A 22,632-nucleotide genomic window follows, 5' to 3' on the forward strand; every position below is an offset into this window, starting at 1 on the left:
TTGGCTTGATCGGCGCAAAGTCCGCAGATCTCCCGGCACCTGTTGCCGGCGGGTCCATCCGGTCGCCTGCGCCATTGCCGGCCACAAGCTTCATCGATCTGCTGCCGGTTCCGGCGGCTATCGTGTTCCGCAATTCGGACGCGCTGTCGGCGACGGCGCGCAATCCGCTGTTCCAGCATGTCTTTTCGGATGAGGCGCGGCTCGGTTCGCTGCTGGACAGCCAGCGGCACCGGTTCGACCGCCTGCTCGATGGCGCGCGGGCGTTCGAACGGTTCGACTGGCAGACCGGGGATCCCGTCGACAGCCGGCATTATGAGGTGACACTGTCCCGGATGGGGCCGGACATTGCGGACCGTTGCCTGGTAACCCTGCTCGACCGGACCGCCGAATTGCGGACGGAGCGGTCGCTTCGCCGGGAAATGATGACCGACAGCCTGACCGGACTGCCCAACCGGGCCGGGTTCGCCGATTTGCTTGACGAGCGGGCGCTGAGCGAGGCGGGTGGACGCTTTGCGGTGCTCGGCCTGAACCTCGACAGGTTCAGCCGCGTCAACGCCTGCATGGGCGGCATTGTCGGCGACGAACTGCTCATTTCGGTCGCCCGGCGGCTCAAGGGCGCGTTGAGGGCAGGCGACGTGCTGGCCCGGACGGGTGGTGACGAATTTGCCATCCTGATGCGCCTGGATGACGGCCCGGCCGACGCGATGCGGGTTGCCGGACGCATCGAAAGCGCGCTGTCGACTCCGTTCCGCCTGTCCGATTTCGATATCCGGGTGGCGTGTTCCATCGGGATCGCGATGGGGGACATGGGCGATGGCGATGGCGAAACGCTGATCCGCTACGCCCAGTTCGCGGTCAAGCGGTCGAAAAAGACGGGCTCGACCGAGATATACGCGCCCAGCGCGTTCGATGTGGTGCGCACGGAATTCAGCATCGAAACCGCACTGCGCCGTGCGATCGACCATGGCGGCCTGACCCTGGCGTTCCAGCCGATCTGCGACCTGGCGACCGGCCGTATCCGTTCATTCGAGGCTCTCGCCCGCTGGTCGGACGATGAGGGGCGCCCGATCTCGCCCGCCGACTTCATACCGGTGGCCGAGGAATCGGGGCTGATCGTACCGTTGGGCCGCTGGGCGATCGACGAGGCGGTGCGGCAGATCGCCGAATGGGATTCAACGCTCGGCCGCGATGCCGGGGTAAATGTTGCAGTCAACCTGTCGGCGATTCAGATCCACCGGGACGAGGTCGTGCCGCTGGTCGGTCAGGCGCTGAGCCAGCATGGGGTGCAGGGCAACCGCCTGACCATCGAACTGACCGAAAGCGCGATCATCACTGACCCGGACCGGGCGATCGATACGCTGGACGGGCTGAAATCGCTGGGCGCTTCACTGGCGATGGATGATTTCGGCACCGGTTACTCCAACCTTGCCTATCTGCAGCGGCTGCCGATCGACACGCTCAAAATCGACCGCAGTTTCATCACCGACATGCTGACCGACCGGGACAAGGTTGCCATCGTGCGCGCCATCCTGTCGCTGGCTCAGACGCTCAACATGACGACTACGGCCGAGGGGATCGAGAACCGCGAGGTCGAACAGACGCTGGCAGCGCTGGGCTGCACCATGGGGCAGGGCTATTATTATTCGCGCCCGCTGCCCCCGGCCGATGCGCTGTCGTTCCTGCGTTCCCGCAACAATTGATCCACCACATCGCGGGCGATGGCCATGGCCCGCTCATCGTCAGGAAAGCCTTCGTCCAGCCAGCGCCGCTCGGTCCGCTTCAGCGCAGCGGCGACATCCGGCCCCCGGCTCAATCCCAGTTCGATCAGCGTGCCGCCCGACACGGGCAGGCGGGGCGGCATCCAGTCCGCGATTGCGCGCGCGCCCTCTGCATCGTCGTTTAGCAGCAGCCGGTCCGTCGCCAGTTCGACGCCGATGCGCGACGCCAACGGCCGGGGCGCATCGTCAAGCGGGACAATGGCGCTGGCCATGCGCTTGCGCTGAGCATTGGATAGCCGCAGCCGGGCCGCCACGCCTTCGACCGCCTTTGCATCGCGGGGCAGCACCGCCGTCAACCGGCGCACCGGGTCTGGAGCCACCCCCGCCGCATCCTCTGCCGCGATCAGCCTGGGCAGCGCCGCGATCCCGCTTGCATCGATTTCCGGCAGCACTGGCGCGAAAATGCCGCTGGCGTACATCAACGCCATGGTTTCTACCGCGCGTGGCGCGACCAGCAGCTTCAGCATCTCTGCCGCCACCCGCTCGCGGGAAAGGGCCATCAGGTCATTGGCCCGGGCCACGCACGCCGCCAGCCCCTCGGCATCCGGCGCATCCCCGAACCGCGCCAGAAAGCGAAAGAAGCGCAGGATGCGCAAATGATCCTCGGCAATGCGGGTCAACGCATCGCCGATGAACCGCACTTGCCGCACGGCCAGGTCGTCCAGCCCGCCAAAATAATCGTGAATCTCGCCCGATACCGGATCGGCGTACAGGGCGTTGATCGTGAAATCGCGCCGCGCCGCGTCCTCCCGCCAGTCCGTGGAGTAGGCGATGGTGGCATGGCGCCCGTCGGTGGACACGTCCCGCCGCAGCGTCGTGATCTCGATCGGCCCGCTGTCGAGCACGGCCGTCACCGTCCCATGGGCGATGCCGGTGGGCACCACGCGGATATCGGCTTCTTTCAGCCGAGCCATGACCGCTTCGGGCAGCAGCCGGGTGGCAATGTCGATATCGGCTACGGGCAGGCCCAGGATGGTGTCGCGAACGGCACCGCCGACATATCGGCTCTCGCCCTGTTCGGCGCCGATGATGCGCGTCAGTGCTGCAAGGCCGGAACGCTCGCGCCACGGGGCGGGGGGAAGGTGGGTTGGCGTCATGGCAATCGAAAGGTCCGTAACCGGTGGGAAAGAGCAACAAACATGGCGGCAGTCGCCCCCCAGATATAGCGATCGGGCCAGTCGATCTCGACATAATGCCGCTCGATGCCCTGCCACATCCGGCTTGCGCGGCGATGCCGGGCGGGATCGATCGCGATATCGAGGGGCACTTCGAACCAGTCACTGACTTCTGCCTCGGCCGGGATCAGAGGCAGATCGGGCGGGGTAACCCCGATGATCGGGCTGACCGCGTATCCGGTGACCGTCCGATAGGGGGACAGTTCGCCCACCAGCTGCACCTTTGATGGCGGCAGGGCGATTTCTTCCTGCGCCTCGCGCAGCGCGGCTGCGGCAGCATCGCGGTCATCCGGGTCGATCCGGCCGCCGGGAAAGGCGACCTGCCCGGCATGACGGCTCAGCGTCGACGTCCGCTGGGTCAGGATCACGCCGGGACGCGGCCGATCCGTAATCGCGATCAGCACCGCAGCGGGAACGGCATCCCGTGCGCGCACCGGCGATGGCGCATCATCGCCATGCGGGCCGGGGAAAACATCGTCGGCCGTCTCCGCCAGCGCCCGCCCTAATCGTTCGGCAAGCAGTGCAGTCATGACGCGACCAAAGGGAAATGCACCCCGTTGCTCCAGATACCGGGAATGTCGCCATCCCCGCTGACCGCCAGTTCGGCCAGCTCGTAATAAACCGGACGCGCGATCAATGCCTCCAGCCCCGACCGGACATGCAGATAGGGGCGCGGCCCATCCACGGCATCTGCAACCCGCAAGGGGTGCTCCGCATCCAGCGGCGCCAGATCCCCGGTGTTCAGGCGAAACGCAATTTTTGCCGACGGTCCGTCCCCCTCACGCGCCATGCCGGTTGCGACAAAGGGCGCGTCCTCGACGACGATGGTCAGCTTCTCCACCGGCGTCACAAGGACGTGGCTGCCATCGGCCTCTCGCCGCAACAGGGTGGAAAACAGTCGGACCATCGCCTCTCGACCGATCGGGCTGCCCTGGTGATACCAGGTGCCGTCCCGCGCAATACGCATTTCGCTGTCGCCGCAATGGGGCGGATTCCATTGTTCGACCGGTGGCAAGCGGCGTTCGGCGACCAGCCGGGCGATCTCTGGCATCGACAGCCGGTCGAGATCGGGGGGCGGGGGCATCGGCATGACCTGCCTGTTATCGCTTGCGGCGGCCGGGCGAAAGGGTCAGCGGATGCCCGTCCGCGCGATCACCATGCCCGCACCCGTCGGCACGCCTGTTCCGCGTGCCAGCAGACGGCGCCGCTCGAACGGCCCGGGGAGCCGCCATTCGCCGGTTCGCTCGTCGGAAAAGCCGTGAAACCGGCCATAATATTCGGGATCGCCGATCAGCATCAGCGCATCGGCGCCCGGCAGGTCCGACCGGCCCGCCGCATCAAGGCACGCGGTCATCAGCCGCTGGCCCAGCCCGCGCCCCTGAATGCCCGGATCGACCGCCACAGGCCCCACCATGGTCATCGGCACGTTCCCGCCGCCATCCAGCGCAAGCGCCACCGGCCAAGCCTGGATCGATCCGATCAGCGTCCCGTCCGCGTCGGCAATGCCCAGGCTGAACGCTTCAATGACCGGCGAACCCTGTCGGACGCGATAGGCCGTCCGGTTGCGCCGATCGCTGCCGAACGCCCGGTCGAGCAGGGCATCGACCTGAACATCGGAAAAATCGGACAGGGGGGACAGGGCCGACACCGTCATCAACAACGCCTTTGCTGGCCCGCATGGACGCGGGCGGCGGCGCGCCTTAGCGTGTCGTCGTCCCGAACGAAAGCGTCTTGGTGCAAAGGATAAACGCGATGCTGCTGCATGATTCCGCCTGGGCGCCCAGTCCGCGAAAGGTGCGGATGTTTCTGGCGGAAAAGGGGATTGAGGTGCCGACCCGCACCGTCGATCTGCGCATTGGCGAACAGCTGGGCAGCGAGTATCTCCTCATCAATCCCACCGGAGCCGTGCCCGCCCTGCAATTCGATGATGGCGAGGTGCTGACCGAAGCCACCGCAATCTGCCGGTATTTTGAGGCTTTGCATCCCGAACCGCCGCTTTTCGGCGCCGATGCCCGCTCGATTGCGCGCATCGAATGCTGGACCCGCCGTGTCGAGCAGGAAGGCTATGCCGCCTGCGTCTATGCCTTTCGCAATGGCAATCCCGCCTTTGCCGATCGTGCCCTGTCGGGTGCGTGGCCGACGATGCCGCAGATTCAGGAACTGGTTGCGCGAGCAGCGGCGATGTGGACCTGCTTTGTCGAGTTGCTCGATCAGCGGTTGTCCGGCTCGCCCTGGATTGCGGGCGAGGCCTTCAGCTATGCCGATATCACCGCATTCGTGACCATCGGTTTTGCAAGGCCGGCACGCCTGCCTGTGCCCAATACGGCCGCCAATCTGCAACGCTGGCTGGCGGCGGTCGGCGCGCGGCCCAGCGCATCCGCCTGAACCGACCGCACCGCCATTGCGGCCGGGCGCGCCGCCGCTTATGGGGCGCACCACAGCTTCATTGGGTAAAAGGGTCGTATTGGTGCAGGATCGTTTGCAGTTGCAGGTGTCGGACCTGGAGGTCGATGTCCTGACGGGCGTCTATTCCGAGGAAACGCATCTGGCCCAGCCGCTGCGCATTTCAATCTCGGTCGATCTGGAATGTCCGGATTTCTATGCGCCCGATACGCCGCTGGATGCATCCAAAAGCTATCTTGACCTGAAACAGGCGGCGACCATGCTGCCCCAGGGCGTGCATTTTACACTGATCGAGGGCGTGGCCGATCATATCGCCCAGACCCTGTTCACCCAGGATGAACGGGTACGACGGGTGGAAATCCGCATCGTCAAACTCGCCATTGCAGAGGCGGGCGAATCAATCGGCATCACGCTGGTCCGGCATCGCCGGTGACGGTCGTGCCGCCCGTCGCGCTGGTCACCGGCAGCGGAAGGCGGCTGGGCGCGGCGATCGCCGCCCGTCTGGCGGCGGCGGGCCATGCGATCGCCCTGCATGGCAAGGGGGACGGGCCGGTCGATCCTGAACTGGCTGACGTGCTAACTCGTCATGGCCATGGCCATGTTTGGTTCGCTGCCGATCTGGCCAATGCCGATCATGTCGCGGGCCTGATCGATCGGGTGTCGCACCATTTCGGGCGGCCGGTCGAGGTGCTGGTCAACAACGCATCGCTGTTTTCCGCGCATGACGGGGATACGGCGGATCACCGGGACATTCTGACCCATGTTGCGGTCAACATGGCCGCGCCCGTCCTGCTGGCACAAGCGGTGGCGGCCGGTGCGGATGCAAAGCGCGGCGCGGCGGTCGTCAATATCCTGGATCAGCGGATTGCTCATCCGCCGCGGGATCAGCTGGCCTATACCCTGTCCAAACAGGCGCTGGCCGAGGCGACCCGGACGCTGGCCATCACCCTGGCTCCGCGCGTGCGGGTCAATGCCGTTGCGCCGGGCCTGACCCTGCCGACCGGGGATTACAGCGATGCGCAGATGCAGCGGCTGGGCGCCATGATGCCGCTCGGTCGCCTCGCCACGCCGCAGGACATCGCAGATGCGGTCCTGTTCCTGGTTCAGGCGCGGGCCGTGACCGGTCAAACCCTGTTCGTCGACGGCGGGGCGGCGATGACTGTGTTCGACCGGGATTTCGTGCACATGGCTGCTGACTGATCCAGCGTCTGACTGATCCAGCGTCAGCGGCGGGTGGGACAGGGGCCCAGCGCCTCGCGGATCAGGGTATAGTCCTCCCTCGCGGCCTGAGCCTCGGCAGGATTGTCGGTCGCGATGTTCTCGTCCGTGGGCTGAGCAGGCAGGCCGCACGCCAGCCGGTACCACAACAGCGTGTCACGCTCCGGCGGCCCGGCGGCCTGATCCACGATATCGCTCAGCGCGACGGCCCATCGCCGTCCCATTCCGGGACGCCGCTGAACCAGCAGCGACACCGGTGCGCCCGTCTCCGTCGCAAGGAAGATCTGCGTCTCGCCCTCGCCAGGCAGGATGCCGGGCACATGGAAGATATTGGTGATGCCGGTGATCGCGGGCGGCGCGGATGGATCGATCACCTCGCGCACAGCCTGGCGCGTGGCCGCATCGACGGCCGGCGTCCATGGCTGTTGCGCATTCAGGCCGACCAGCTGGATCTGATCCTGCCGCCCCGCCACCGCGCGCGCAAACAGCATCACCCGCGCCTTGCGCAACTTCGGCGGGCGGCCGCGCGCATCCAGCGGCACGTCCAGGACATAGCCGACGCGGGGCAGGACAGACCCGTCCGCACCGCGCAGCAGGGCGGTTACATCAACCGTGACATAATAACGGTGCCAACCGGGCGGAACCATGGCCGCTTCTGGGCCGGTGATTCGGGCCAGCGACCGAATCGTTGCGTCAACGACAACGGGTGACCGCAGGGCAAGGTCGACAATTTCGGGATAGGGCGACGGCGCCTGCCCCATTTCAGCCACAGTCTGAACCGGCTGCGCACCGGCCCCCGCAGGCAAGGCGAGGGCAAGGGACGCAGCCGCGAAAGACGTTGTAAATCCGTGCATTTTCACCTCAATGGACGCCGGGCACTGCCGGGAAATGTCAGAATGGGAATGAACCGGACCTTATACAATTATTACGTCCGACAAAGCGTTTGCGTCATGTGGGACGGCACGATAGAGAAATGGGGTCGCGTTAACGAACCATCAGGGCTTGTGACGCGCAGGGGGCGGGGACATCGATCCGGCATCGGTGGCTTACGCCTTTTTTATGTCTGGTTTAGAGGGAGTGTGGTTGCGGAATGGCATATGCTGACCGGGACACAGGTGGCAGCCGGATCGTGGCAATCGTCACGGTGTCCATACTCATGGCCATACTTGGCTATGCGTTCATTACCGGCCTGGCCACCAAATTCGTGAAGGAGGCGGCGACTGAGCTCGACGTCTTCGAAGTGGCAGAACCGCCGCCGCCGCCGGAGGAAGTGCCTCCGCCGCCGCCGGAACAGCCTCAACAGGTAACCCAGCCGCCGCCGGTTGTGACGCCGCCGCCGATTGTTCAGACGAACACGCCGCCGCCGAACATCATCCAGTCTGTGACGACGCCGCCGCCGAATTATGCGCCGGTTCCCGTCGCTGCGCCGCCGGTGCCCGCTGCACCTGTCGCGCCGCCGGTTCCCAAGCCCGTGGTCAGCAAGGCCGCCGGCGCGAAGGGCGATCCGAGCAAGTGGGTGACGACCGACGATTATCCGGCACGCTCGCTGGATTCGGGTGAAGAAGGCGTCACCGCGATTTCGTGGGACATTAATGAGGCCGGCCGCGTGGAAAACTGCCGCGTGACGAGCTCAAGCGGATCTTCCGCGCTTGATCGGGCGGCCTGCTCGGCCATCACCCGGCGCGGCCGCTACGAACCGGCCAAGGATCAGAACGGCAACCCCATCCGGTCGTCGTCGTCCCGCCGCGTTGTCTGGAAGATCCCGCAATAAGCTTTTGCCATTCACGGATTGAACCCGGGGCAATGCCCCTGCTTCTCACGATCGACTTTTCAGAGGAATACCGAACATGCTGACCACCATTCTGTCGCAGGGCGCCGCCTCCAGCGATTTCGACGTTTTCCATGCGCTGAACGAAGGGGGCCTGATTTCGTGGTCCACCGCCATCATTCTGACGGTGATGCTGTTCTTCTCGCTGTTCATCATGTTCACCAAGCTGTTCGAGCAGCAGAAGGTGATCAATCAGGCGAAGCGCGTGCAGGGAACCTTCTGGTCCAACATCTCGAACCTGCGTGAAGGCGCAGCGAAGCTGGAAAAGAACACCGCCTTCCGCCAGATCGTCGACGATGGCATCGCCGCTCAGGAACAGCACAAGAAGCTGACCGACCCGGTCGAGGCGCATGACTGGCTGCACGGCTCGCTGGCCCGTTCGGAAGGCATGATTAACTCGCAGCTCGGCACCGGTCTGGCGTTCCTCGCCACCGTCGGTTCGACCGCGCCGTTCATCGGCCTGTTCGGCACCGTCGTCGGCATCTTCCGCGCCCTGATCAAGATCGGTGCAGAAGGCGATGCGTCGATCGGCACCGTTGCCGGCCCGGTCGGTGAAGCGCTGATCATGACCGCGCTGGGTCTGGTCGTCGCCGTTCCCGCGGTTATGGCCTACAACTGGCTGCAGCGTCGCAACAAGTTCATCGCCGAGCAGCTGAGCGCGTTCTCGAACGACGTGCTGGGCTTCCTGGCTTCGGACGGTGCGGTGCGCCCCGAAGTTGCGAAGAAGGCCCCGGCTCCTGCCGCCAAGCCGGTCGCTCCGGCTGCCAAGCCCGCCGCGTAATGACGGAAACGCCGGGGCAGCGCCGATCCTGGCCTGCCCCGGTATCGCTGCGGCGCCCGGGCGCCGATGCGATCAGGATAGGAAACGTTAAATGGCAATGAGTGTAGGCGGAGGCGACGAAAGCGCGCCGATGTCCGACATCAACACCACCCCCTTGGTGGACGTGATGCTCGTGCTCCTCATCATCTTCCTTATCGCGATCCCGGTTGCGATCCAGTCGGTTGAACTCCAGCTGCCCAAGACGGCGTTTGAGCCGACACTGACCAAGCCGGAAAACGTGCTGCTCGCCGTTCGCGGTGCGCCCGATGGGTCGGGGTGCGAGGTCTACTGGTTGCAAACCCGCGTCGACAGCAAGGAATTGCTCGACCGCGCGGTCAAGTCGCTGGAGGCCGAGGTCGAAAAGCAGGGTGGCAAGGGCAATCCGAATCTGGAATTGCCGGAAGTGCACATTCGCGGCGACGTGAATACGCCCTATCGCTGCATCGGGGGCACCATCTACACCATGCAGTCGGCTGGTTTCCCGAAGGTCGGCTTCATTTCGCAGCCGCCCGTCGGCGCCAGTGCCCAGTAAGGAGACGATCCCATGGCGATGAGCACAGGGAACGCAAGTTCCAGCGATCCGATGATGGAGATCAACACGACGCCGCTGATCGACGTCATGCTGGTGCTGCTGATCATGCTGATCATCACGATCCCGCCGCAGACCCATGCGGTGAAGATCGACCTGCCGCAGCCCGATCCCAATGATCGCCGCGAGCAGATTGATTCGCAGAAGAACAAGATCGTCATCGATCCCGCCGGTACCATCTTGTGGAACGGCACGCCGATCGACGAGGCGACGCTGTCGACCTATCTGGAGCAGACCAAGGGGATGCAGCCCGAACCGGAACTGCATTTCCAGCCGGATGCCTCGGCCCGGTATGAAAAGGTCGATGAAGTGCTGGCGATCATCAAGCGCGCCAATGTTACCAAGCTCGGCTTTGTCGGCAACGAACAGTATCGCAACGATTTCTGATCGGCTGATCTCGACAGATCGGATCAAGAGGCGCCTTCGGGCGCCTCTTTTTTTGCCTGCTGAAGGCAATTGGTTCGCTCGAGCGTCCAGCGCGTCGCCTTGCGTCATGTCGGTCGGTAGAGTGGGTCGCCTGCTGGCTGATCTTGCTGAGCAGGCTGCGCCGGCTGCGCTGTCCGCACCGAAGACACCTGGCCGTTCCCCGGCGATTCGCCCGGCCCTCAAAGTGCATATGTTACACGTTGATGACATTTTACTTGGCAGGGAGTCATCAAACTGTCATGCTCGCGCCATCAAAACGTAATGACGGGAAGGATGGCCATGGTTCGCAGTTCATTGTTCGCCCCGGCGGCCCTATTCGCGCTGGCGCTGGCCGCGCCGGTTGCCGCGCAGAACGCCCCGGTGCCGGCGGCGCATGACAGCATCATCGAGGGTGATTACGCCGGCGCTGAGCGCGCGCTGCTGCGTGAGGCGCAGTTCAATCCCGACAGCCCGGAAATCAAGCTGAACCTGGCGGCGATCATGGTGCAAACAGGCCGCTATGCCGAAGCCCGCAAGCTGTATGATGCCGTGCTTGCCGGGCCGAATGCCGATATGGAATTGACGCGGGGGCGCGTTACCACGGCGCACGCCATTGCCGCGCGCGGCATTGCCATGGCGAACAAGCCGGAGCGACAGGCCGTCGCCTCTCGCTGACCTGACCTTAGCGGTCCGCCCTCCGGCTGAGTCAGCCGTGGGGCGGCACGCCCTTTACAGTCGGGGCAGGGTGACGCCGCGCTGTCCCATATATTTGCCCGCGCGGTCGGCATAGCTCGTCTCGCAGGGCTGATCGCCCTTCAGGAACAGGAACTGGCACGCCCCCTCGTTCGCATAGATGCGGGCGGGCAGGGGGGTCGTGTTCGAAAATTCCAGGGTCACATGGCCTTCCCATTCGGGTTCCAGCGGCGTGACATTCACGATGATCCCGCAGCGTGCATAGGTCGATTTGCCAAGGCAGATGACCAGCACGTCGCGTGGCACGCGGAAATATTCCACCGTACGAGCCAGCGCAAAGCTGTTGGGCGGAATGACGCACACATCGGTCTTGCGATCGACAAAGCTGTTGGCGTCGAAATTCTTCGGATCGACGACTGCGCTGTCCACATTGGTGAAGATCTTGAATTCGTCCGCCACGCGCGCGTCATAGCCATAGCTGGACAGGCCATAGCTGATGCAGCCTTCGCGCCGCTGGCCCTCGACGAACGGCTCGATCATGCCGTGCCGCTGGGCCTGTTCGCGGATCCAGATGTCGGACAGGATGGTCATGATTGCTCCGCTGTCGGGGCAAGGCCGATCCCCAGATCGGCCGGCCCAAAGGCATGGGGAAGAAGATCGGACAGCCGGTGTTGCTCGATCGCGCCGCCGGTCAGCCCGGAACAATAGACGGCCAGGTCGCGCCCGCCCATCTGCGCTGCTTCGTTCAGCACCTGACGGCATCGTCCGCACGGCCGGATCGGGGCCGTGCCGCCGCCGGTAATCATGCCGCCGACAATGCCGACCGCCACGACCTGCCCCAGCCGGCCCTCGCTGGATGCCTTGGCCGTCGCAACGGTTTCGGCGCACAGCGACAGGCCATAGCTGGCGTTTTCAAAGTTGCTGCCGGTGACGATCGACCCGTCGGTCATCGCCAGCGCCGCGCCCACGGCAAAGCCGGAATAGGGTGCATGGGCGTGTTCGGCCGCGGTCCGGGCGGCCGCAATCAGCAGTTCGGGATCAATGCTTGCGTTGGTCATCGGGACTGTCATGGCGCAACCACCAGCCAGCGAACAGTCCCTTTCGCGCCCGCGATCCGGCGCAGGTCGCTCGCCTGCCAGATCTGCCAGGGCCGGGAAAGATAGCCCGGCTCAATCAGCAGTCGCTGCCCGACCAGCGGCCGCTCGATCGCCGCACTGATCGAATAGTCGGATTCGGCGTCCGGGCTGATCGCGAGCAGCATCGGCGTGCCCTCATGCGCCTCGGCCAGGGTAAGGAACTCGCGGATCGCCGCGATCGCCGCGGTGCGATCAACCGGAGCCGGGCAGGCTGCGGAACTGTCGATCACCAGCATCGCGGGCAGCTGATCCGCGGTGCGGGGCACCGTGCTGATGAACAACGCTGCCTGTTCGGCTGCTGGCTGGCACAGCGAAAATCGGTGGATCGCGCCGCGGCGGATGCCGGCATCGAACAGGCCGCGCCAGTTGCGGTCGAACATCGGGTCGCGCTCTCCGGCGCCGCTGGTGGCCAGGACATAGGCAAAGGCGACGTCATCGGTGCGCGCGGCGAACCAGTCCACCTCGCCATTGGATGAGTCCACCGCCATGCCCTGAACCGGAAAATCCGTGGCAGAGGGATGCCAGCGGGCGATGCCGATCCAAACGACCATCGTCGCCAGCAGCGCTGCCAGTACAGCCAAGATCAGCGCCCAGCGCCGCCAGTGAAGCTGTCCCCCCGTCATCGGTGCTATGCCCGGATGTGCAGGACGCAGATCAGCGTAAACAGACGGCGCGCGGTATCGAAATCGATCTCGATCTTGTCGGTCAGCCGTTCGATCAGCAACTCCGCGCCCTGATTGTGGATGCCGCGCCGGGCCATGTCGACGGTTTCGATCTGGTCCGGGCTCGCGCTGCGCAGCGCCTTGTAGTAACTGTCGCAGATGGCGAAATAATCGCGGATGATCCGCCGGAACCGCGCCAGGCCCAGCAGGATCATTTCCAGCATCGTCCCGTCGGTTCGCTGAATTTCGATGGCCAGCCGCCCGTCCTCGACCCGCAGCGCAATCCGGAACGGTCCGGCATACTCGTCGGGATAGGCGCGGGCAGGGCGGAAATGGTTCGATTCCATCAGGTCGAGCATGGCAATCCGCCGCTCCTGCTCGATCTCGGCACTGCGCCACAGGATCGTTCGCTCGTCCAGCGTGATGTCGATGATGCGCGGGTCCGCCATGGGGCATTGTCCGTGCCGCGATCGGCGCGCAAAATCAATCGCGGGTTTTGCCTGTATTCCACAGGCCAGGGTGCTTGAGCCGGCGTCGCGGCAGTCTAAAGGATATCCCATGGCCGACATTGATTCCCCCGTTCGCCCCGCCGCCGATGCGCCGCGCCTGCCCCAGAATGTCGAGGCAGAGGCCGCGCTGCTGGGTGCGATGATGATCGACAACAGTCTGGCCGACGACATCATCGAAATGCTGGAGGGGCAGCATTTTTTCGAGCCTGTCCACGCCCGCATCTTTGAACGGATCGCCGGTCTGCGCCGCGATTCCATGCTGGCCAATCCGGTGACGATGCGGCCGCTGTTCGCCGATGATCCCGGCATGGCGCAGCTGGGTGGTCCGGGCTATCTGGCCCAGCTGACCGGTAGCGGCGCGGCGCTGATCGGGGCCAAGCAGTTCGCCAAGCAGATCAAGGATCTGGCCATGCTGCGCGCGCTGGTTCAGGTCGGGCGCGGCCTTGTTGATCGCGCAATGGACACCAGCGAGAGCGTCGACCCCCGCAAGCAGATCGAGGAGGCCGAGGCCGCCCTGTTCGGCGTCGCGGGCGAGGGCACGGCGCTGCAGACGGTGAAATCGTTCAGCGCGGCCAGCAATGCGGCCATCGACCTGATCACCCGCGCCCGGAACGCCGGGGGCGGCCTGTCCGGCATCACCACGGGGTTCGATTCGGTCAATTCCCGGACGGGTGGGCTTCAGCGGTCGGACCTCATTATCCTTGCCGGCCGTCCCGGCATGGGCAAGACCTCGCTCGCCACCAACATCGCGTTCAACGCGGCGCATCGGTGGATGGAGGACGAACGGCGCGGCATCGCACCCACAAAGTCGGCCGGGGCAAAGGTCGCGTTCTTCAGCCTGGAAATGTCCGCCGACCAGCTGGCGATGCGTATCCTTGCCGAACAGTCGGGGATCAATTCCGAAGACCTGCGCATGGGCAATATCGGCAAGCTGGAGTTCGCAAAGCTGGCCGATGCGTCGGTCGATCTGGCCAATCTGCCGCTGTACATCGATGACACGGCGGGCCTGACCATTTCCGGCCTGCACACCCGCGTGCGCCGGTTGCAATCGAAACTGAACTTTCAGCTTGGTCTGATCGTCGTCGACTATCTTCAGCTGCTTCAGGGGTCGGGCCGCAATTCGGGCGACAACCGGGTTCAGGAAATCTCGGAAATCAGCCGCGGCCTCAAGACGCTGGCCAAGGAAATGAATGTGCCGGTCATCGCCCTGTCCCAGCTGAGCCGTGCGGTAGAAAGCCGCGAGGACAAGCGGCCTCAGCTGTCGGACCTGCGCGAATCGGGCTCGATCGAACAGGATGCGGACATGGTCTGGTTCGTCTATCGCGAGGACTATTATGTCGCCATGCGCGAACCGGGCGAACCGGGCGATGACAAGCACAATGCCTGGGCCGAACATATGGCCCGCGTCCACGGCCTGGCCGAGCTCATCGTGGCAAAGCAGCGCCATGGTTCGACCGGGCGCGTGATGCTGCGCTTTGAATCGAACATCACCAAGTTCAGCGACTATGACGGCCCCGGCTATTCCGGCGGCGGCGAGTAAGGAACGACGCCCGCCGCGCGAGGATCAGAAGCTCGGCTGTTCCGGGTCGCCGTCGGGCACCGGCAGGTGGATGCCGCATTCCGTCTTGTCCCAGCCGGACCAGCGGCCCGAACGCGGATCCTCGCCCGGTGCGACGCGCGCGGTACACGGCGCACAGCCGATCGACGGATAGCCCTGCTCGACCAGCGGATGCCGGGGCAGGTCCTGTTCGGTCAGATAGGCCTGCAGATCCGCCGACGTCCATGTGACCAGCGGGTTGAACTTGATCCGACCCTGCGTATCCGATGCGTCAAGCTCGAACCGGGGCAGGGCCGCTCGCGTCGATGCCTGAAACGCCTTTCGCCCGGTGATGCTGGCATCGAAATCAGCCAGCGCCCGGGCCAGCGGGATCACCTTTCGAATCTCGCAACAGCCATCCGGGTCATAGGACCAGCGAAGGCCGCTTTCGTCCTTTTTTGCCAGCGTTTCCGGATCAGGCTGAATGATGCGCAGATCGGTCAGGCCAAGGTGCGCGACCAGCGTGTCGCGATAGGCCAGCGTCTCCGGAAAATGCTTCAGCGTCTCAAGGAAGATGACCGGCGTGGCGGGATCCACCCGCGCGATCAGGTCCAGCAGCACGGCCGATTCCGCGCCGAACGAAGAAACCACGGCAGCATCGCCCAGCATCCGCTCACCCAGCACGGTGCGCAGCATCTCCAGCGTGTCCGTGCCCCGGAACAGGTTGTTCAACCGATGCGCATCCGCCGCCGTGAACCGCGGCGCGGTGTCGATCCGGTCAATGGGGCGGGTGGCAACGGATTTAGCCATGGCGCAGTTTCCACACTGGCACGGCCGGGTCGGCCGCTGCCTGATAGACCACAGGATAGACGGTCAGCGCGTGATCGAGCACGGCGGGGTCGATGGGTGCGCGCGGGGCAAAGCTGTCGAACCCGCAGCGGCGCATGAAATTGACCTGATCGACCAGCACGTCGCCTTCGGCACGCAATTCACCGGCATAGCCAGCCTCACGAAGGATGCGGGCCGTCGAATAGCCGCGCCCGTCGCGGAACGTGGGAAACGCCACCTCGACAAGCGCCAGGCGGCCAAGATGCGGGATCAGCGCGCGGGCATCCTCACCCGGCTCGATCCGCACGGCGTTGGCATTGGATTCGCCGAGGAAGGCGTCCAGCGGAACGGGCGTCTGCTGCACGGCCGCGTCGTCGCGGAAACGGATGGGCTCAACCATAAAGCGCTTCCTTGAACGGGGCCATGCCGACGCGGCGATAGGTGTCGACGAAGCGTTCGCCCTCCACCCGGTCGCGCAGATAGACGTCAGTCACCTTTTCAACCGCATCGACGATGCCATCCTCGTCGAAACCCGGCCCGGTGATCGTCGCCAGGCTGACATCCTCGGCACCCGATCCGCCCAGCAGCAGCTGGTAATTCTCGACGCCTTTCCGGTCGACGCCCAGAATGCCGATATGCCCGGCATGGTGATGCCCACAGGCGTTGATGCAGCCCGAAATCTTCAGCTTCAGTTCGCCCAGTTCGCGCTGGCGACCGATATCCGCAAATCGCGTCGCGATCTTTTGCGCCACCGGGATCGAGCGGGCATTGGCCAGCGAGCAGTAGTCCAGACCGGGGCAGGCGATGATGTCGCTGATCAGGTCCAGGTTCGGCTCTGCCAGACCCGCCTCCGTCAGCGCCTGCCACACGGCGTACAGGTCGCTTTTGCGGACATGCGGCAGCACGATGTTCTGGCTGTGCGTAACGCGCAGTTCGTCAAAGCTGTAGCGTTCGGCAAGGTCGGCAATCACATCGATCTGATCGGCGGTCGCATCGCCCGGGATGCCACCTGCGGGCTTCAGGCTGATCGTGACGACAGAATAACCGGGCTGTTTGTGCGCGCCGACATTCTGGTCCACCCACACTGCGAAATCGGGATCGGTCCGGTCCAGCGTATCGGTCAGCCCCTGCTCGAACGCGGGCGCGGCGAAATAGGCGGCGATGCGATCAAACTCGGCCTGTGGCGGGTCGATCCCCAGCGCCTTTACCGCGATGAACTCTTCCTCGACCTGACGGCGATAATCGTCCGCGCCGATTTCGTGGACCAGGATCTTGATCCGCGCCTTGTAGATATTGTCGCGCCGGCCATAGCGGTTGTAGACGCGTAGGCACGCCTCAAGATAGCTGAGCAGGTCGGCCAGCGGCACGAAATCCTTGATCTCCGGCGCGATCATCGGGGTACGGCCCATGCCGCCGCCCACGAATACGCGGGCGCCATGCTCGCCGTTCCGCTCGACAATCTCGATCCCGATATCGTGCAGCCGCATTGCTGCCCGGTCGGTGGGCGACGCGATGACCGCGATCTTGAACTTGCGCGGCAGATAGCTGAATTCGGGGTGGAACGTGCTCCATTGGCGGAGCAGTTCGGCCCATGGGCGCGGGTCCGTCACCTCATCTGCGGCGGCCCCGGCAAACTGGTCGGACGAAATGTTGCGGATGCAATTGCCGCTGGTCTGGATGGCGTGCATCTCGACACTGGCCAGATCGGCGAGGATATCGGGCGCATCCTCCAGCTTGATCCAGTTGTACTGGATGTTCTGGCGCGTGGTGAAATGGCCATATCCGCGGTCATATTTCCGCGCGATGTGGCCCAGCATCCGCATCTGGCGGCTGTCCATCGTGCCATAGGGGACGGCGACGCGCAGCATATAGGCGTGAAGCTGAAGATACAGGCCGTTCATCAGGCGCAGCGGCTTGAACTGGTCCTCGGTAATCTCTCCGGCCAGGCGGCGGCGCACCTGATCCCGGAATTCGGCAACCCGCGCATCGACGATCGCCTGGTCATACTGGTCGTACTTGTACATCGCTTACCTCGTCGCGCCGGCACGTGCCGGAATGCGGATGTTCATTTCACCACCGTCGCCAGATCGGCGTCCGGCGAAAGGCTAAGGTCAAGGCGCACCGTGGGGCCAAGCGCCCGGATCCGGTCCTTGATATGGGCGGGGCGCGGGCCGTCCGGCGTTTCGACCGCGTCGATCAGATAGGCGGCGTTGACCCGGCGGGCGCTCTGTTCGGCGTTCAGCACCGCCTCGCCCTCTGTCCCGACATCCACCGCGTCGGCGACATGGCGCGACCAGCCCGATCCGGTCCACCAGATCACATCGCCCGATGCCAAATCGTTTCCGGTCAGCAATTTCACGCAATTGTCTCCGCTTGATTGGCCAGTTGGTGCAGTGCGTCCGTCGCGCGGGCCAGCGCAGCGACCTCGCCCACCACGATGATCGCGGGGCTGGCCACGCCTTCCCGCACGATCATGTCGCCGAGGTCGGTCAGCAGCGTGCGCAGCACGCGCCGGTCGGGCCGTGTCGCCCGTTCGATCACCGCAACGGGAATACCCGGCGATACGCCGTCAGCAATCAGTTTTTCCGTAATGTCCGTGGCGGTCGCAACGCCCATATAGATGACCAGCGTCCGCCCCTTGCCCGCCAGCCCGGACCAGTTCTGATCCGACAGGCCGCGGCATTGCCCGGCGACAAAGGTAACGGCGCTGGCGTGATCGCGGTGCGTCAGCGGCAACAGTGCCTCTGCCGCGCCGCCGATGGCCGCCGAAATGCCCGGAATGACCCTAACGGGAACGCCCGCGGCCTCCAGCTCGGCCACTTCCTCGCCACCGCGACCAAAGATGAACGGGTCCCCGCCCTTCAGCCGAACGACATCATGACCGTCCTTTGCCAGCGAGACGAGCAGGGCGTTGATCCCCTCCTGTGGCAGGGCGTGGCGCGAACGCTGCTTGGCGACGCTGATCCTGCGCGCCGTTTCGGGGATCAACGCCATGATCCCGCCACCGACCAGGCCGTCATGCACAACGATGCTGGCGGTGGTCAGCGCGCGATACGCAGCAATGGTCAGCAGGTCCGGATCGCCCGGACCTGCTCCGACCAGGATCACCTGGCCGACACCATCGTGGTTCAGCCGCTTGGGAGCGTTGCTTTCCATCGCTGCGAGATGCGTTTGGGCGAGGCATTCCGCAACGCAAGGTTGCTTTGACCGGGTTTAGCCCAGCTATGCCTTAACCGTCGCGCAGCCCGATGCCGATCGATGCCCGCGCCTGATCCACCTCTGACGACACCACCGGATAGGCGCAGTAATCCGCGGCATAATAGGCGCTGGGGCGATGATTGCCGGACCAGCCGATGCCGCCAAAGGGCGCAGCGGAGGATGCGCCGTTTGTCGGCCGGTTCCAGTTGATGATGCCCGCCCGGATATTGGCCCAGAACTGGTCGTACAGGGCCGGGTTCTGGCTGATCAGCGTGGCGGAAAGGCCATAGCGGGTTGCGTTCGCCTCCCGGATCGCCGCATCGAAACTGTCGGCGCGCGATACCTGCAGGATCGGGCCGAACAGTTCGACATCCGGTCGGTCGGCTGCGTCGGTCATGTCGATGATCGCGGGCGACAGGAATGGCCGGTCGTCCATTGGCCGCTCAAGATAGCGAACCGGCTTTCCGCCGCGCGTCAGCAGCGACAAAAAGCTTTCCTGCAGCATATCGGCGGCGTCATTGTCGATCACCGGACCCATAAAGGGCTGCGGGTCGGAATGCGGCTCGCCAAAGATCAGCCGTCCGGCAAGCCGGTCGATTTCGGTCATCAGCGGATCATAGAGCTTCTGATCGACGATCAGACGCCGGCCCGCCGTGCACCGCTGCCCGGCGGAGGTGAAGGCCGACTGCACCACCAATACCGCTGCGGAATACAGGTCCGGCGTGTCGAACACGACGATCGGGTTGTTGCCGCCCATTTCCAGCGCCAGGATCTTCTCCGGCCGCTCGGCAAACTGACGGTTCAGCGCAATGCCCGTGCGCGCCGATCCGGTGAACAACAGGCCGTCGATATCCGGATGGGCCGAAAGGGCGCGGCCCTCATCCGGCCCGCCGATCAACAGCCGTACGCACGCCTCCGGCACCCCGGCCTCGCGGTAGCAGTCGATCAGGAATGCGCCGGTCGCCGGGGTTTTCTCCGATGGCTTGAATACAACCGCATTGCCCGCGATCAGCGCAGGAACGATGTGCCCGTTCGGCAGATGCGCCGGAAAATTGTACGGGCCAAGCACCGCAAGCACGCCATGCGGTTTGTGCCGCACCGCCAGCCGGCCGCCCATCGCCTGTTCAACCCGGCGCTGGCCGGTCCGGTCGGAATAGGCGGTGACGGAAATATCGACCTTGGCGATGACCGTATCGACTTCGGTCCGCGCTTCCCACAGGGGCTTGCCCGTTTCGCGGGCGATCAGGTCGGCAAACGCCTCGTGCCGCGACCGCACGACATTGGCGAAGCGCCGCAGCGTTTCGATGCGATAGGTGACGGGACGCGCAGCCCAGGCGGCCCAGCCCTGCCGCGCGGCAGCGACTTCGGCATCGGCACTGCCGATTTCCCCTTCCCACAGAGCAGCCCCGGTCGCTGGCTCAAAAGAAACGATCTTCGCGCTCATCCGTGTCGCATCCAACCCCTTGCCGGCCCTGCGCTTGCCAGAAATCGGCGGCGTGCGCCACACCTCGCTTTCATGCCTCGTGACGTCATGCCAGCGCCTGGCCCATCCGCCGGATCGCCGCTATCTTCCGGTTGAACGGTTCCCAGTCGCCGTCCCGGTCAATCGCGGCCCAGATTGCCTCCACCTCGTCGATCAGCATCGAACAGGGTTCAGGGTCCGACCAATAGGGATCATCGCGTTGCTTGCGGGGCGCGCGACCGGCCATCGCAGCCCTGACCGGATCGAACGGCGCGGCATAGCTGTCCGGCAAGGTGCCGCCGAACCCGTCGAAAAAGAACCGGTCGATCCCGATGCCCGTTTCGCGCAGCGCCGCCTCGGCCGCTTCGACCAGCGCAATGTCGCCCGACAGGTCGCCGGGTTTCAGGCCCAGCCGCCACAGGAAGCCGGCGGCAATCGCCTCCTGATAGGCTTGAGGAAACTGTTCCAGCGCCTCGATCAGGGGCGGTGCCTCGCTGATCGTCCGCAGCGCGACGGCCAGCTGCATGGCGTCCCAATGGATCGCCTCTGGCTGGCGGCCAAAGGCGTACAGGCCCGCATGATCGAAATAGGCCGCGGTAAAGCCGGGGTCCCATTGCGGCGTCCAGCGCCACGGCCCGTAATCGAAACTTTCGCCCGTGACGTTGATATTGTCCGAATTCAGCACGCCGTGAACAAATCCCGACGCCATGAAACTGGCCGCCATCCGGGCCGTCCGCTGCACGACCAGCGCCAGCAGGCGTGCGGCCGGCGCATCGCCCGGCGCTTCCCCGAAATAGGTGGCAAGGACATATCGGGTCAGCTTCAGCATCCGTTCGGCATCGCGCTCATGCGCCAGCCGCTGGAACATCCCGATGCGGATGTGCCCGTGGCTCAACCGCACCAGCACCGCGGACCGGGTGGGGGAGGGCTCGTCATTACGCTCCAGCGCCTCGCCCGTTTCGATCAGGGAAAAGGTCTTGGAAGTATCGACGCCCTGCGCCTCCAGCATTTCGGTGGCCAGCACCTCGCGAACCCCGCCTTTCAGCGTCAGCCGCCCGTCCCCGAACCGGCTATAGGGTGTGCGCCCCGACCCCTTGGTGCCAAGGTCGAGCAGCCGGTTCGCGCCATCGCGCAGCTGGGCGAACAGGAACCCGCGACCGTCGCCGATTTCCGGGTTGTACACGCGGAACTGATGCCCGTGATACCGCAGGGCCAGCGGCTGCGGCAGATTGTCCGGCAACGGGCGGAACCGGCCGAAATGCTGGGTCCATTCGGCATCGTCCAGGCCGGCCAGACCGACCGCATCGGCCCATCGATCGTTCCTGAACCGCACAATGGCTTGGGGAAAGGCAGCGGCATGGACGGGATCTGCAAATCCTTCGCCCAGCGTCAGGAACTGCGGATCGGGGCGATAGGGGGACGGGCGGGGCGGCACGATGGCGGCTTGCGGCGCAATGATCATCCGTGGATATGGGGGGAGATGGCGGATCGAAACAACCCGGTCATGGAACATGGCGGCCAGGCCCCGGCCTATGTCGATGGCTATTGGTGGTCGAAGGACGGGTTGCGCCTGCATTATCGCGACTATCCGGGGCGTTCCGACAGGCCGGTGATTCTTTGTATTCCCGGCCTGACCCGCAATGCCCGGGATTTTGAGGGGCTGGCCGCGCGGCTGGCGGGGGAATGGCGCATCATCGCCGTCGACCTGCGCGGCCGGGGCGAAAGCGCCTATGCCCGCGATCCGATGACCTATGTCCCGCTGACCTATCTTCAGGATCTGGATGCGCTGATCGGCGAACTGGGGCTGGACCGGATGATCTTGTTCGGTACGTCGCTGGGCGGCATCCTGACCATGCTGCTGGCGACGGCAGAGCGGGGACGGATCGCCGGCGCGCTGTTGAACGATGTCGGGCCGGAATTGGAAGCGGCGGGTCTTTCCCGCATTCGCGGCTATGTCGGCCGGGCGGTCTGGCATCCCACGTGGATGCACGCGGCCCGCGCGCTGGCCGATGCCAACCGCGATATCTATCCCCGATATGACATCCCCCAATGGCTGACCATGGCCAAACGCCTGTTCCGGCTTAACAGTCAGGGGCGCATCGTCCTGGATTACGACATGAAGATCGCAGAGCCGTTCCGCGTGCCGGGGAATGAGGCCGGGCCCGATATGTGGGGCGCCTATGACGCGCTGGGCGATGTGCCGGTGCTGGTGCTGCGGGGTGCGCTGTCCGACATTCTGGGCGCCGATGCCCAGCGGCGCATGGCAGAGCGGCTGCCCGGAGCCGTCGCCGTCACCGTGCCGGATGTCGGCCACACCCCGACCCTGGACGAGCCGGAGGCGGTGGCCGCGATCGATGCGCTGTTGACCCGGATCAACGGCACCGTTTAGCC

Annotated in this window: 27 protein-coding genes; 11 read left to right on the forward strand and 16 right to left on the reverse strand. The window is 65.0% G+C overall.

Annotation, left to right across the window (positions count from 1 at the left end; all coding sequences use genetic code 11):
• Positions 1-122: 122 nt before the first annotated feature.
• The gene (locus NYR55_RS00315; RefSeq protein WP_260019264.1) at positions 123-1,700 is read left to right on the forward strand and encodes a bifunctional diguanylate cyclase/phosphodiesterase; all 1,578 of its coding nucleotides are present in this window, start codon (positions 123-125) and stop codon (positions 1,698-1,700) included.
• On the opposite strand, the gene NYR55_RS00320 is transcribed toward NYR55_RS00315, so the two are convergent.
• The 4 genes from NYR55_RS00320 to NYR55_RS00335 are packed head-to-tail and all read right to left on the reverse strand — an operon-like array spanning position 1,640 to position 4,607.
• Entirely contained in the window at positions 1,640-2,875 is a 1,236-nt protein-coding gene (locus NYR55_RS00320; RefSeq protein WP_260019265.1) for a CCA tRNA nucleotidyltransferase, read from the reverse strand. The two genes, NYR55_RS00315 and NYR55_RS00320, sit on opposite strands and share 61 nt — an antisense overlap.
• Positions 2,872-3,483 carry a CoA pyrophosphatase gene (locus NYR55_RS00325; RefSeq protein WP_260019266.1) on the reverse strand — a complete coding sequence of 204 codons (612 nt, stop codon included), beginning with the start codon at positions 3,481-3,483 and terminating at the stop codon, positions 2,872-2,874. The genes NYR55_RS00320 and NYR55_RS00325 overlap by 4 nt, the downstream gene beginning before the upstream one ends.
• A complete protein-coding gene (locus NYR55_RS00330) occupies positions 3,480-4,043 on the reverse strand; it encodes a DUF1285 domain-containing protein (RefSeq protein WP_260019267.1) in 564 nt (187 codons plus the stop codon). Before NYR55_RS00330 ends, NYR55_RS00325 begins: the two co-directional genes overlap by 4 nt.
• Before the next feature lie 39 nt (positions 4,044-4,082).
• Positions 4,083-4,607, reverse strand: a complete 525-nt coding sequence (locus NYR55_RS00335) for an N-acetyltransferase (RefSeq protein WP_260019268.1) — start codon at positions 4,605-4,607, stop codon at positions 4,083-4,085.
• Positions 4,608-4,705: 98 nt separating this feature from the next.
• Here NYR55_RS00335 and NYR55_RS00340 point away from each other — a divergent pair, with 98 nt between their 5' ends.
• The 3 genes from NYR55_RS00340 (at position 4,706) to NYR55_RS00350 (ending at position 6,556) form a co-directional block, all read left to right on the forward strand.
• The gene (locus tag NYR55_RS00340; RefSeq protein WP_260019269.1) at positions 4,706-5,338 is read left to right on the forward strand and encodes a glutathione S-transferase family protein; all 633 of its coding nucleotides are present in this window, start codon (positions 4,706-4,708) and stop codon (positions 5,336-5,338) included.
• An 82-nt stretch (positions 5,339-5,420) separates the two neighbouring features.
• Positions 5,421-5,789, forward strand: a complete 369-nt coding sequence (locus NYR55_RS00345) for a dihydroneopterin aldolase (RefSeq protein ID WP_260019270.1) — start codon at positions 5,421-5,423, stop codon at positions 5,787-5,789.
• A complete protein-coding gene (locus NYR55_RS00350) occupies positions 5,786-6,556 on the forward strand; it encodes an SDR family oxidoreductase (RefSeq protein WP_260019271.1) in 771 nt (256 codons plus the stop codon). Before NYR55_RS00345 ends, NYR55_RS00350 begins: the two co-directional genes overlap by 4 nt.
• Before the next feature lie 23 nt (positions 6,557-6,579).
• On the opposite strand, the gene NYR55_RS00355 is transcribed toward NYR55_RS00350, so the two are convergent.
• On the reverse strand, positions 6,580-7,221 hold the full coding sequence (locus tag NYR55_RS00355) for a hypothetical protein (protein ID WP_260019272.1): 642 nt from the start codon (positions 7,219-7,221) through the stop codon (positions 6,580-6,582).
• Between the two features lie 443 nt (positions 7,222-7,664).
• On the opposite strand from NYR55_RS00355, the gene NYR55_RS00360 reads away from it, so the two are divergent.
• From NYR55_RS00360 to NYR55_RS00380, 5 genes are all read left to right on the forward strand, one after another.
• The gene (locus NYR55_RS00360) at positions 7,665-8,345 is read left to right on the forward strand and encodes an energy transducer TonB (RefSeq protein ID WP_260019273.1); all 681 of its coding nucleotides are present in this window, start codon (positions 7,665-7,667) and stop codon (positions 8,343-8,345) included.
• 76 nt (positions 8,346-8,421) lie between these two features.
• Positions 8,422-9,183 carry a MotA/TolQ/ExbB proton channel family protein gene (locus NYR55_RS00365; RefSeq protein WP_260019274.1) on the forward strand — a complete coding sequence of 254 codons (762 nt, stop codon included), beginning with the start codon at positions 8,422-8,424 and terminating at the stop codon, positions 9,181-9,183.
• A 91-nt stretch (positions 9,184-9,274) separates the two neighbouring features.
• On the forward strand, positions 9,275-9,754 hold the full coding sequence (locus NYR55_RS00370) for a biopolymer transporter ExbD (protein ID WP_260019275.1): 480 nt from the start codon (positions 9,275-9,277) through the stop codon (positions 9,752-9,754).
• 12 nt (positions 9,755-9,766) lie between these two features.
• Complete coding sequence (locus NYR55_RS00375; RefSeq protein WP_260019276.1) at positions 9,767-10,198, forward strand: biopolymer transporter ExbD; 432 nt, start codon at positions 9,767-9,769, stop codon at positions 10,196-10,198.
• A 318-nt stretch (positions 10,199-10,516) separates the two neighbouring features.
• On the forward strand, positions 10,517-10,891 hold the full coding sequence (locus NYR55_RS00380; protein WP_260019277.1) for a tetratricopeptide repeat protein: 375 nt from the start codon (positions 10,517-10,519) through the stop codon (positions 10,889-10,891).
• A gap of 54 nt (positions 10,892-10,945) precedes the next feature.
• Here NYR55_RS00380 and dcd read toward each other — a convergent pair whose 3' ends face one another.
• The 4 genes from dcd to NYR55_RS00400 are packed head-to-tail and all read right to left on the reverse strand — an operon-like array spanning position 10,946 to position 13,156.
• On the reverse strand, positions 10,946-11,500 hold the full coding sequence (gene dcd, locus NYR55_RS00385; protein ID WP_260019278.1) for a dCTP deaminase: 555 nt from the start codon (positions 11,498-11,500) through the stop codon (positions 10,946-10,948).
• Complete coding sequence (locus NYR55_RS00390) at positions 11,497-11,967, reverse strand: cytidine deaminase (RefSeq protein WP_260019279.1); 471 nt, start codon at positions 11,965-11,967, stop codon at positions 11,497-11,499. Before NYR55_RS00390 ends, dcd begins: the two co-directional genes overlap by 4 nt.
• Positions 11,968-11,975: 8 nt before the next feature.
• Positions 11,976-12,668, reverse strand: a complete 693-nt coding sequence (locus NYR55_RS00395) for a GH25 family lysozyme (RefSeq protein WP_260019280.1) — start codon at positions 12,666-12,668, stop codon at positions 11,976-11,978.
• A gap of 5 nt (positions 12,669-12,673) precedes the next feature.
• On the reverse strand, positions 12,674-13,156 hold the full coding sequence (locus NYR55_RS00400; RefSeq protein WP_260019281.1) for a UPF0262 family protein: 483 nt from the start codon (positions 13,154-13,156) through the stop codon (positions 12,674-12,676).
• Between the two features lie 109 nt (positions 13,157-13,265).
• Here NYR55_RS00400 and NYR55_RS00405 point away from each other — a divergent pair, with 109 nt between their 5' ends.
• The gene (locus NYR55_RS00405) at positions 13,266-14,756 is read left to right on the forward strand and encodes a replicative DNA helicase (protein ID WP_260019282.1); all 1,491 of its coding nucleotides are present in this window, start codon (positions 13,266-13,268) and stop codon (positions 14,754-14,756) included.
• A 24-nt stretch (positions 14,757-14,780) separates the two neighbouring features.
• Here NYR55_RS00405 and NYR55_RS00410 read toward each other — a convergent pair whose 3' ends face one another.
• The 7 genes from NYR55_RS00410 to NYR55_RS00440 all read right to left on the reverse strand — a co-directional run bounded on the left by NYR55_RS00410 (position 14,781) and on the right by NYR55_RS00440 (position 21,703).
• Positions 14,781-15,563, reverse strand: coding sequence for a phosphoadenylyl-sulfate reductase (locus NYR55_RS00410; protein WP_260019283.1), 783 nt, complete (start codon positions 15,561-15,563; stop codon positions 14,781-14,783).
• Complete coding sequence (locus NYR55_RS00415) at positions 15,556-15,981, reverse strand: DUF934 domain-containing protein (RefSeq protein WP_260019284.1); 426 nt, start codon at positions 15,979-15,981, stop codon at positions 15,556-15,558. Before NYR55_RS00415 ends, NYR55_RS00410 begins: the two co-directional genes overlap by 8 nt.
• Positions 15,974-17,605 carry a nitrite/sulfite reductase gene (locus NYR55_RS00420; RefSeq protein WP_260019285.1) on the reverse strand — a complete coding sequence of 544 codons (1,632 nt, stop codon included), beginning with the start codon at positions 17,603-17,605 and terminating at the stop codon, positions 15,974-15,976. Before NYR55_RS00420 ends, NYR55_RS00415 begins: the two co-directional genes overlap by 8 nt.
• A 41-nt stretch (positions 17,606-17,646) precedes the next feature.
• Positions 17,647-17,940 (reverse strand): DUF2849 domain-containing protein, encoded by a 294-nt coding sequence (locus NYR55_RS00425; protein ID WP_260019286.1) that lies wholly within the window; start codon positions 17,938-17,940, stop codon positions 17,647-17,649.
• Complete coding sequence (cobA, locus tag NYR55_RS00430) at positions 17,937-18,737, reverse strand: uroporphyrinogen-III C-methyltransferase (protein ID WP_260019287.1); 801 nt, start codon at positions 18,735-18,737, stop codon at positions 17,937-17,939. Before cobA ends, NYR55_RS00425 begins: the two co-directional genes overlap by 4 nt.
• A gap of 73 nt (positions 18,738-18,810) precedes the next feature.
• Positions 18,811-20,223 (reverse strand): succinylglutamate-semialdehyde dehydrogenase, encoded by a 1,413-nt coding sequence (gene astD, locus NYR55_RS00435; protein WP_260019288.1) that lies wholly within the window; start codon positions 20,221-20,223, stop codon positions 18,811-18,813.
• Positions 20,224-20,308: 85 nt separating this feature from the next.
• Positions 20,309-21,703: a protein adenylyltransferase SelO family protein gene (locus NYR55_RS00440; protein WP_260019289.1), complete on the reverse strand. Its 1,395-nt coding sequence runs from the start codon at positions 21,701-21,703 to the stop codon at positions 20,309-20,311.
• Positions 21,704-21,721: 18 nt separating this feature from the next.
• On the opposite strand from NYR55_RS00440, the gene NYR55_RS00445 reads away from it, so the two are divergent.
• Positions 21,722-22,630, forward strand: a complete 909-nt coding sequence (locus NYR55_RS00445) for an alpha/beta hydrolase (protein ID WP_260019290.1) — start codon at positions 21,722-21,724, stop codon at positions 22,628-22,630.
• Positions 22,631-22,632: the final 2 nt, after the last annotated feature.

Origin of the sequence: Sphingomonas sp. BGYR3 (genome assembly GCF_025153455.1) — a bacterium.
In the GTDB taxonomy this organism is placed as follows: Bacteria; Pseudomonadota; Alphaproteobacteria; order Sphingomonadales; family Sphingomonadaceae; genus Sphingomonas.